This window comes from Tritonibacter sp. SIMBA_163 (assembly GCF_046535935.1).
Taxonomy (GTDB): Bacteria; Pseudomonadota; Alphaproteobacteria; order Rhodobacterales; family Rhodobacteraceae; genus Epibacterium; species Epibacterium scottomollicae.
This window is the reverse complement of the sequence record NZ_JAWJBP010000880.1, coordinates 1-253: the sequence shown is the minus strand read 5'-3', so window position 1 is coordinate 253 and position 253 is coordinate 1. Positions and strand designations below refer to the sequence as shown.

1 pseudogene is annotated in these 253 nt (G+C 56.1%); it reads left to right on the top strand.

Annotated elements, in window-relative coordinates:
- Positions 1-253: pseudogene (locus tag R0J92_RS24855) on the top strand (sensor histidine kinase); the annotation flags it as partial.

Here is a 253-nt window from a genome sequence, read left to right as displayed (position 1 = left end):
GCTGTGGCTGGTCAGCCTATTCCTGATTTATATCGCACTGGACCGTCAGGTCGTCCGGTATCTGCGGCTGCTTGGCCTGCAGATGCGCCAGTTCGCACGCGCCCGCGTCTTGCCGGAAAAACCAGACGGCACCTACATGCCACATGCATTGGAAGTGATCGAAAACCAGTTCACTCAGGTAGCGGAGAAATTACTGCACGACGAGGCCCAGCTCTTTGACGCAATGCACGACAAGGATGTGCTGCTGAAAGAG